Genomic DNA, 9891 nt, shown 5'->3' with positions numbered 1-9891 from the left:
CCTTTGAATAGAGGATCATAGGAAAAGACATAAAAAACTATGCCGAGTTTACAAGAGGCTAAACGCCTATTTATTAAATAGTTGGATCATTGACTCGGCATAGTCAGGAACTCGGCATAGTGACGGAGGCTATGGATACAGCATGGTTTCGTTATGCCGGCTTTTTTTTTATGGTCATGAAGACTTTTCTGGCTGCAGCGTAAGACAAATGTTTCTCTTGGTCATACCCTGGGAATAGCCATGTTTGTGGTTGATACTTACGCCAATAAAGCCTTAACTCGTCAAGGAGTTCTTGGGAAAGAAGTGTATATCGGTCTTTTCTGCCTTTTCCTTGTTCTACCCGGATCAACATCCTTGAAGGATCACTCTCTATGTGATGGGGTTTTAATTTGATTAATTCGCTGACTCGTAAACCAGCGCTATAAGCTGTTTTAAGTAAGACGCGGTGTTTAAGATTGGTGACAGCAGAAAATAGACGTTTTACTTCTTCCATGCTGAGCGTTACCGGCAGTTGTTTTTTATAGGGCCGTGGCGGAATTCCGAAACGACCAACATTCTCCCACCGGCAAACTTTTTTATAGAAGTAAATGATGCCCGACAAATAATTATTGCATGTATTCCAGTTCATTTTTCGACGAGTTATCAGGTGGTGGATATAGGAATGAACCTGTTCGTCAGTAAGAAGGTCTGGGGAAAGATTATAAAACTGGGCTAATCCTTTGACGGATGCGACATAGCTTTTCTTGGTACATTCTGACAATCCCTCAAGGGTCATCTGGTCGACAAGTTGCTCTCTTAGGCTACTGCTCATAATTACACCTCCTTGGTTAGATTGATAAAACAATTGGACTCATTGCTTTATCTACCAAGGTTTTGTAAATGTGAAATATTTAAATCCTAAGAGCGAAATGATTGCAGGGGGAGTTGAGATGCTTTAGATGATATGATCTACCACCAATCCGCGCAGCGGTTCAGTTCTATATTATATTACAACCTAACTTTTGGTAAACTTCTCCCTCCTATGCCAAGCCAAATTATCCTGGTCAGGCCAAAAACGACTTTCAGACGGCCTGAACACTGGACGGTCTGACAAAGTGAGTATATGCCCCGGTAGATTATGGTCACTTTTAACGGCTGGAGATATCATCACCAGGTAATTGCCATTCACTGACATAAAGCCCTTCGTCGTAAGACCAGTAACTGAGTTTACACAACGCGATGTCGTTCGTCGGGTTGTCATTATGTAATGCTTCAGTTGAAATTGGAGAGTTCGTTGTCTTGAGTTAGTTGGTTGCCTATCGTTTTATTTTCAAATTATCACCAACGGTCGGGTCCATCACTGAGGTAGCCCATTCAGGCGGCGACGCCGAGAATGGGCCCCTCAGGATTGCTCGTCGGAGGTGACGCTGCCTGAATGGGCGGGGTACCAACAAGGACCTTCCCACTGTTTGCCTCTGCTCGCCTTACTTTTCTTGCCTGTCGAGCCGATTCCAGTTTCATGTCTCGCTCTTTGAAAATCTGTTTGTCCCTTCCGTTAAGCTTATCTACCGGGGCGATATAGCCTATGGCGCTGTTGAGACGAATCTCGTTGTAATGCTCAACAAATCTTCCCACCACTTGTCGGGCATCCTGAAGATTCAGGAGCACACCCGGACGAATACATTCCTGCTTCAGAGTACTGTGCCAGCGCTCAATTTTTCCGTTACTTTGCGGATAATACGGTGATGTCCTTACATGAGTCATCCCTGATATCCGAATAAATTCCTTGAAATCCTTGGCAATAAATTGCGGTCCGTTATCTGATATCACCCGAGGGGTGATATCAGGATATCTTTCTTTAGCTCTCTGCAGGACGATCTCAATATCACCTTCGGTCATCGATTCCCGCAGCTCCCAATGAACAATGTACCGGCTGCAACCATCAAGGATACTGCACAAGTAATAAAATGTTCCACGAATATTGATGTAAGAAACGTCAATATGCCAATGATCATGGGGCCTGAGCGGTTGGCTGAAACCTGTTCCCTTTTTTGATGCCTTGTTGTTCCATTTTGCCAGCAACCCAGCTTCACTCAAAACCCGATAAGTTGAACTGGGACTGACAGCGACTATATCTTTGTCCAACATCATAAAAGTCAGCCTTCGGTAACCTTCCAGGGGATACTGGTGGTGGAATTCGACAATTGCCTTTTTCTCCCAGTCCTGCAGCCAGAAATCACGCGGAATAAGACCATTATGTTCGTTGGCTTTCCCATAGCGCATTTGCCAATGGTAAAATTTGCTTGATGAGATAGACAGCCAGACGATGAAATGAATGAGCGGGACTTCCGTCTGTTTTGCCCAATATTTTACAAAATCGATCACCATGTCTCGGGTATCATGGGGCACCCAGTGGCCTTTCAGATCTCCCCAAGATTTTTTTTTAACTTGATGTGTTCTTCCATCAGTTCGGAAAGGACCTCGTGCTTTCGTTGTAGCTTTTGCTCAAGGGCCTTTATGCGGTCTGTTTCCTTGCTCTTCTGGCGTGACGAGTCTCGTTCAAAAGCCGATGCTCCATTCTCGAAAAATTCCTTCTGCCAGCGGTAGAAGACCGTTGGTTGAAGGTGGTATTCATCGCAAAGGTTCGATACCGCAATCTTGTCTATCAGGTGACGTTTCAGAATGGCTACTTTTTCTTCCGAGCTGTAATTTTTTCTTTTCCTTTTCATGCAGTTTTCCTCCGTTCGAGTATGTTAACTCAAACGCTGAAAAACTCCAATTCCCGTTGAACCAGTACAATTATGGCTCACGCTCCATGGCTTGATATGGGCGGCATCAACTAAGGTGTGACCTTCTGGAGCAATCATCTTTCTGTTATTTTAGTAGATTGTGCAACGGTATTGACAATTTTCTTTTTTTGTCATATCCATTTCACCATAGAATGAATTTTAGTTTTGTTATTGATGATTTTTTGTCCTGGCTGTAATGATGTTAGTACCATTTTTTCTTTTCAGAAATTGTAAGAAAACACTCTGGTGCGGGTAGCAGCATGACTATTTTTCGTTTTTTTAGAACATGGGTTAATGACAAGCTTTACTCTTTAAAGCTGAAAAAGCCTCCTTGTCATCCTCAATCGAAAGAACCTCTCTGGGTGCCTCAGTGGACAAAACCAGTTAAACGTGATGATCCTAGTTATGTTTATGATCCTAATCATGTTTACGATTCTGTCTGGGTTTATGACCTGATGTATTCTGATTTGATAGGTACTAGCAATTACCATTACAAAGGATATGATGATTAACAGGGTGTCGCGGACATTTGTGTGCTGATGTACGCTAATCATCATGTCCTTTGATTTAAGAAGATTGGCATCATTTTGTCTCGGCCCGGGCTGACCAGGTTAATGGATCTGGTATCAAAAAGCGAGACTTGGGGCTGCGGACGGCGACGTTTTTGATACCATTATTTTAATTTACAGGCTTTTTTCTCAAAAAGATTATTCAGGCGATCCTGTTTTAGGCAGCATTCTGAATTCTTCAAAATCTTTATTACGTGAATCTCGAAGATCATCCGCTTCTTTAAGAGTTGGTTTGCCTTCTTCTTGTGGAGTCACTAAAGATTCATGATTATTCGCAGGATGACCGCTAAAATCTCCAGGGCCAATACCATGCGTCCGTCCACTCGCTGTATTTGCCCCTGACATTACCTGACCTTGGACGTTTCCCATTCCTCCGCCGACCTTACTTCTGGTTGCATCAATGGTGGCATCTGCCTGAGCTTTTCCGTCACCCCAAGTATAATTACCACTATTAAGAAATCTTTTTTGATGCTCTTGTAATTGATTCATGCCGGCCGCCCCGCCTGTAGCCATGTGATTAAGGGCAGCGCCTGCTTTGTCGATATTTTCAGGGCTACTTGAACCGTAGCGATCATTTGCATACCAACCGACAAAGGCAGTTGTAGCATCGGCCCCTGTAGTTTCAGTTGTACGGGTCATATTGCTGGCTTCTTTCATATATGAAGCTGCTTTGGTCGCACCAATCTTATTTGCCAAATTTGTTGCAAATTGAAGTCCTTTACTATCCCCAAAAGTTTCAGAGACAGCTCTTTCACGAACACTGCTCATACTCTCTTTTATTGAATTTGCTGTTGATTCATCGACTGAAAAAGACAATGTTTTACCTTCGTCGCCGGTCGCTGTTATACTATATCTGCCAGCAGCTTCAGCTTTTATTCCCATATTTACTCCAGCTCCTCCAGCTCCATAGGCTTGTAATTGCTTTTGTTGGGCTTGAGTCAGTTTATTAACGAAACCGGATTTATCATTGATAACCCTTCCCCATTCCGACCCGGCAACATTAGCCAACTTATCAGCATAAGCACGAGATTCACCACTATTATGCCCATCAGTTTGTAGCTGGCTTGTCATCTTGTCCCAATTCTCATTCGTACCAAGGGCATGAGCTGCCTTTTCAGTATTGATATGTGCGTTCTGTTCTGCAAGAGCCATAGGAGACATCCCATTGACGCTGGCAGAGGTGAGATTGGTGCCGCCATGACCATCCGAATCAAAACTACCTTTACCCCATGCACCGTTAAGATTCTGTACACCAGCCCCACCAGCCCCGAAGGTTGTACCTGCCATTGTAGAACCACTTGGCATGACGGCATTCGTTTTGCCCTGGGTCGCTTGTCCGTCAGGGCCAAGTGAAACCGATGATTGACCGGCGGCTGTTCCTGCCTGTTGGTTAAAGCTATGCTTCATCTCTGCATAATCGGCATCCGAAGTCCCTTGTGGGATTTGCCCTGATTGCGCCAAGGCTTTCCTGGCATTCATAGAAGAATTGTAATTACCAACCGGACTATGGACACTATTGAAAGCCTCTGCCGAAGCCATGTTGGAAAACCTATGCTGTGGCATACCTTCCAGATTTCCTGATGCTTTAATTTGCTGGCTCATGGCTGATGAAGTGCCTTCCGGCGTCATCAAGGCTCCGGCCTGTCCGCCTGCAACACTAACAGCACTGCTCAAGCTCCCGGCCATCATTGCCAGGGCATGACCACCGAATTTAATCAGCATCATGGTGAAGAGACTTGCCAGCATGATACCCGACGAGCGGATAATACCGAACATGCTCAGCATCTTTTCGGATAATGAAGGAAAGGCCGCCATCGAATAAACGCCTAAAGATGACTGGCGCATCTCTTCAAAGGCGTATTGTGCATAATCCATTGCCGCAGTATGAACCACTGCATCAGTGATGCCCCAGATGGTCAGAAAACAGAAAAAACCGAACATGGCTGAAAGGGCCTTGCCGACTACGGGTGTCGGCAGGAATAAGGCCAGGAACGGAATCATGCCAATGGCAATGGCAGTCATGATCGCCTTGATAATCGGTATCCATTCGTTCATGGCAATACCAACACCAATACCTTGCGAGGTGATTTTCCGGTTTGCCTCCATGAGCATTGCAGTTTCAACATCCTCCTGATAGTAGAAAGTATAAAGAATTTCTGAGATTTGTCGTTGCTGGATGAGCTTCTCTGGTATGACAGTATTCCCCGTTGTGAATCTCAAGGTGCTGGTTATGAGGTCTTTACAGGTATTATATTCAAGAGCATTGTTGGAATCAAAAGAAGCCTTGCCGCATGTCTTCCTGAGTGCTTCCGCATAATTATTGGGATTTTGAAAAATCGGCAGGAGAAGGTTCCATGCTTCGGTACAGGTTTTTGTTACACCTGCCGGTTCAGTCGAATCATAATAAACTGTATAGATTGCAGGGCTTACAGCTTTGCCAAGTTCAATCAAGAAATCGGTGGTGTCATTGCGGAGAGTATCAAGAGATAAAGTAGTTCCAGGCCGCATCAGTTCAAAGGTCACACAATCCTTGGTATAGCGTATCAAACTTGTTCTGAGGTGATTATCTTTAATGTATGAGTTTCTAACCGACTCCAAGGTTTTGAAACCTATGCCACCAGCACCTCTAGAGTATTCTGAATCGGGAGCGGAGGCTGTATCAATAATATCAACCAGCCCCCTTTCGATTTTGTTCAGAGCACCGGCAGTAAAGACAACAGCATCAGGGATTCCACCGATAGTCTGAAATCTATTGAGCGTTGGGTCATAAACCGTGATATTCCCCTTGGGAACAAACAGGCCAAAATAGAGAATTATCCCGAAGAAAACAGGTACTGTCCAGATTAAAGGGGTGGCTTTCCCGCCATTGGACACCTGAACAAGCCAAGATATGGCCCCTGCAAGAAAACCCAAAACCGTCACTACTGCAAACAAACCTATATATCCAGCATCACTGAAGATCAGGGCCAGTCGGGTAAAGGCTTGCGTAATCGGGTTAAAACCGCCATAGGTATAGTATTCCATGTCCATAGCAAAGGCCGGAGTGACATAGAATATGGTTGCAACCAGAAATACCAGACACAAAATGGCAGGGAATTTGATAGTAGTTTCTTTCATTGGTTTCTATTCAGTTATCCCGTTTGTGTCGGGGTTGAACTCTATTGAATCCTTGCGACTACATCTTTGCCGAACCTACGGGTAACTTCTTGGTTCATCCGGCTTTCAAGGTCTTGCATCCGTTCCAGATAGCTTAAAATGGCATTCATCTCTGATGTCGAGGCGATATAACTGGTTTTTGCCCCTTCTTTTAACTGTTGGATTTTCTCCAACATGAGGGAAAGGTCCTGACTGGCATTGTCCGCAAAAATAATAGCGGCACAAGTGTCTGGGCTACCAGACGACCCCGAGGCCTTTTTCTCCAACACTTCTCTGGCTTTTCTGGCAATCATTTCCGCCCGAATATACAAATCCGAGATCATTTGCAGGCTGTAAGCAGAAGCGGTTATGTCGGCCAGGCCGCCTATGGTTGCACCTTCCGTCCTGGTGCCGATGGCACTTTTGAGAATAGGCATTGGAGATAACGGATTAGAGTCCATAAAAGCTATCTCTGTCGCTGTATATGTACCTTTGGTGCGTATTTTTTCGGCTATGGCAGTTAATTGAGTTCTCACATACGCTCCCATATCCTTATTGCCATCAGTAACCTGCGAGCATTGGCCAGCAGAGCTTTTGGTATAAATATCACCATTGGCAATGGATTTGATCGAATCCGTATTGTTTTCTGAACATGGCGGCATGTAAGAAATTTTATATGCCTCAGCCGCTCCCGACAATTTGAGATCACCAACCAGACCACGAATGAGATCAATATGAGCCCCAGGAATAGACATTTTGGCTCCGACATTGGCGAGCATCGAATCGCCGTTTAAAAACAAATCCAGGACATCTACATTACATCCCGAGGTTATAGCGGATATTTCACCAGATGAAACAGCACCACCGCTTGCTTGTTCCGCTGTTGTCAGGTCTGTCCACATTTCCGATACACCGCTGACTAATTTGTTTTCTTTGACTGCAGTACCGATTCTTTCCTTCATTTCTTCACCGGAATGAAAACCATTCTCGTCAGCTACAATTCCAACCAATGACTTGGCTGCCGCACATTCGTCTATCTGCATCTGGTTGAGTGCGTCAGATAGAGCTTCAAAGTTTTTAATCGTGTTAGAGCATTGTTCACAGAGAGTTTTAAGTCCCAGGTCGAAGGCCACCCCTGCGGCATTTGACAAGATGGCCTGAAGCTTATCCACCAGATAATCAGAATCCATAAACGAGAAACCGCCCATAAACACATCAATACCACCGCAGCCGCTCTTTACTTTTGGCATTTCGAGAGTAACCGGATAATCGGCGGTACTTTTCCAGCGACCGGAAAAACTGCCGGCGGAATAATATCCCCGCTGTTGCCCCTGAAAATAGCCGGATTGAGTTGTGTTGCTCTGTTGCAACCAATCATCTACCCAACCAGCCTCTGCAACCTGGGCTGAGATTGGACATAACAAACACACGGATAAAGCGAATATCATCTTTTTCATTATCTTTCCCTCCAGGGCTGTTCTTCTGTCTCTAAAATTGCACCAGGGTCAAGTGCGCCGCCTTTTTGATAATCATACGTCTGGAAGGTATCTATGTTTGTTTCCCCGCCCAGATAACGAATGGCCTGATAGAGTTTTCGCTCCAGTTCCGATAGGGCCACTACCCCGACGGATATCGGCATGGATTGTTCTGTTCCGTCTTTGATGAGAACCAGGGTGGGGGTGGTAGTGATGTTAAACCGGGCCGCGAGTGTGGTGTGCCGGCCAATATCAATGGGTTTGATCTGCCAGCCGTATTTCTCCACGAAATAAGTGAGGATTGCCGCTTGCTTGTCACAGAATCCGCAGCCCTGGCCAACAAAAAACAACAAAGCATGATTTTCACGAGCAGCCAGAATGGTGCTGGATATTTCCTTTTGCTGCTCCTGTACCCTGGCTGATATGCCAGGCGTTGTTGTCGGATAAACCTGATTGATATTGAATTTATCGCTGTATTTTTGAGTGACGAATTTTGTGGCATTGGCATATGCCAGAGCCTTTCGGCGAGCTACATCCTGCATAATCAGATATTCCAGGATGTTCTTCTCATTCGGGGTTTGCACCGCTTTTTTCTGAACTCCATTCAACAGCCCTTGAAATTCGTCTGGATGTAAATTCCAGATGTCGTTGATGGTGTACTTGTCCATCGACGGGTTTCTGGTCTCAAAAACCTTTGGGCCGGCCTCTCGTGTTATGGTTGAATTGTTATGGCTATCAGATTCCTCCGGTACTTCTGGAGGCGGGTCGTGATACCAGAACCAACCTTCTTTGGCGGTTTCATAGAAAGCCGGTCCCGGCGAAGGAACCTCTTCGGCCAGGGCCATAGTCGTCATGGAGATGAGCAGAAGCCAGCAACACAGCCAGCTACCAGTAATCCCGTTACCAAAGTAGGTTACCAAAGCGGTAAAGCCTTATGGAGAATCTTATCTGCATCAACAAATCCAAAATATTTGCTGTCGTAACTGCGGGGGTTCGTGCCGATCATGAAGAAGTTTTTTTCTGGTACAATCCCTGAATATTGAAATTGGGGCAAAGGACGCTTGAAGCTATCAGCTATCAACGCCTTGCCGATAAAAACACCCTGGCAGAAGAATTGCCCTTGGGCATCACGGGTAAGCGCTTCACCTGGAGCGCAGCCAACTTTTTTTATCAGCTTATCGAGTTTTTTATTCAGCATAGGCTTGGCATGTTTTTCCACTTCGTCTTTGTTCCCTTGAAAAACGAGATAATCCCCATTTTTGATTTTCTCCCGATTGAATCCTGTCATGAAAAAAAGCCGATGGTCGAGTGAATCGCTGAGTGCGACAATGAGCCGTCCAGGCAGGAATGACCCCAGCAACATGGCAGCCAGAAAAACCATTGCCACGGTCTTTTCCCTATGAGTCAAACCAAAGAGGATACCGGCCAACCGGCTATTGAGGAGAAATCTCATTACCATTTCGCATCACCACATCTTTCAAAAGTATGACATGCCGGCTTTTTTCTGCTTCTGCATTGAGAAGAGCTTCTGTCCTGTCCAGATTTGATTTGAATTGCTCTTCCGTCATTTCACCTGCTTTTATCAAAGCCGTTTGCTCATGCAGATAGCCCTTGAGGTCAAAGGTCAAAATCTTTTGGGCAAGGAACTGGTCGTATCCCCAGATCGCACCTCCAACGATCAGAATGGTCATTACAATTATTTCCAAATAGCCGGGAGTTGTTTTTGGGGTTTCTGCTACTGGTGCTTTTGCTGTTAATGTTTTTTCTTCACCAGAAGTTTTTGCTCTTTCTTTTGTCATGTCTTCTTCTTTTCTTTTTAATCAGTAATATCCGGTTAAGAACTTGCAGGTGGTTTCTTTAATCGTTTAAGGAGCTTTTTTCGTTTTCGATTTTGTATCGTTGATTGCGCCACAGCTTGTTGTGTTGCTTCATTTCGAATTTGAT

8 protein-coding genes are annotated in these 9891 nt (G+C 45.0%); all 8 read right to left on the bottom strand.

The window, feature by feature from the left end; genetic code table 11:
* Nucleotides 1-151: 151 nt before the first annotated feature.
* A complete protein-coding gene (locus tag FCL47_RS23945) occupies nucleotides 152-811 on the bottom strand; it encodes a site-specific integrase (RefSeq protein ID WP_136816254.1) in 660 nt (219 codons plus the stop codon).
* 542 nt (nucleotides 812-1353) lie between these two features.
* Nucleotides 1354-2367 (bottom strand): IS3 family transposase, encoded by a 1014-nt coding sequence (locus FCL47_RS23940; RefSeq protein WP_205747429.1) that lies wholly within the window; start codon nucleotides 2365-2367, stop codon nucleotides 1354-1356.
* A 32-nt stretch (nucleotides 2368-2399) separates the two neighbouring features.
* The gene (locus FCL47_RS23935; protein WP_136816253.1) at nucleotides 2400-2708 is read right to left on the bottom strand and encodes a transposase; all 309 of its coding nucleotides are present in this window, start codon (nucleotides 2706-2708) and stop codon (nucleotides 2400-2402) included.
* A gap of 767 nt (nucleotides 2709-3475) precedes the next feature.
* Nucleotides 3476-6454, bottom strand: coding sequence for a conjugal transfer protein TraG N-terminal domain-containing protein (locus tag FCL47_RS23930; protein ID WP_136816252.1), 2979 nt, complete (start codon nucleotides 6452-6454; stop codon nucleotides 3476-3478).
* 41 nt (nucleotides 6455-6495) lie between these two features.
* Nucleotides 6496-7929: a conjugal transfer protein TraH gene (locus FCL47_RS23925; protein WP_136816251.1), complete on the bottom strand. Its 1434-nt coding sequence runs from the start codon at nucleotides 7927-7929 to the stop codon at nucleotides 6496-6498.
* Entirely contained in the window at nucleotides 7929-8801 is an 873-nt protein-coding gene (locus FCL47_RS23920) for a conjugal transfer protein TraF (RefSeq protein WP_136816250.1), read from the bottom strand. The genes FCL47_RS23925 and FCL47_RS23920 overlap by 1 nt, the downstream gene beginning before the upstream one ends.
* A gap of 59 nt (nucleotides 8802-8860) precedes the next feature.
* Nucleotides 8861-9328: a S26 family signal peptidase gene (locus FCL47_RS23915; RefSeq protein WP_240744356.1), complete on the bottom strand. Its 468-nt coding sequence runs from the start codon at nucleotides 9326-9328 to the stop codon at nucleotides 8861-8863.
* A 52-nt stretch (nucleotides 9329-9380) separates the two neighbouring features.
* Complete coding sequence (locus tag FCL47_RS23910) at nucleotides 9381-9746, bottom strand: hypothetical protein (RefSeq protein ID WP_136816248.1); 366 nt, start codon at nucleotides 9744-9746, stop codon at nucleotides 9381-9383.
* Nucleotides 9747-9891 lie beyond the last annotated feature (145 nt).

The sequence above is a fragment of the Desulfopila sp. IMCC35006 genome (assembly GCF_005116645.1).
Classification (GTDB): domain Bacteria; phylum Desulfobacterota; class Desulfobulbia; order Desulfobulbales; family Desulfocapsaceae; genus Desulforhopalus_A.
This window is presented reverse-complemented; position numbering and strand designations above follow the sequence as displayed.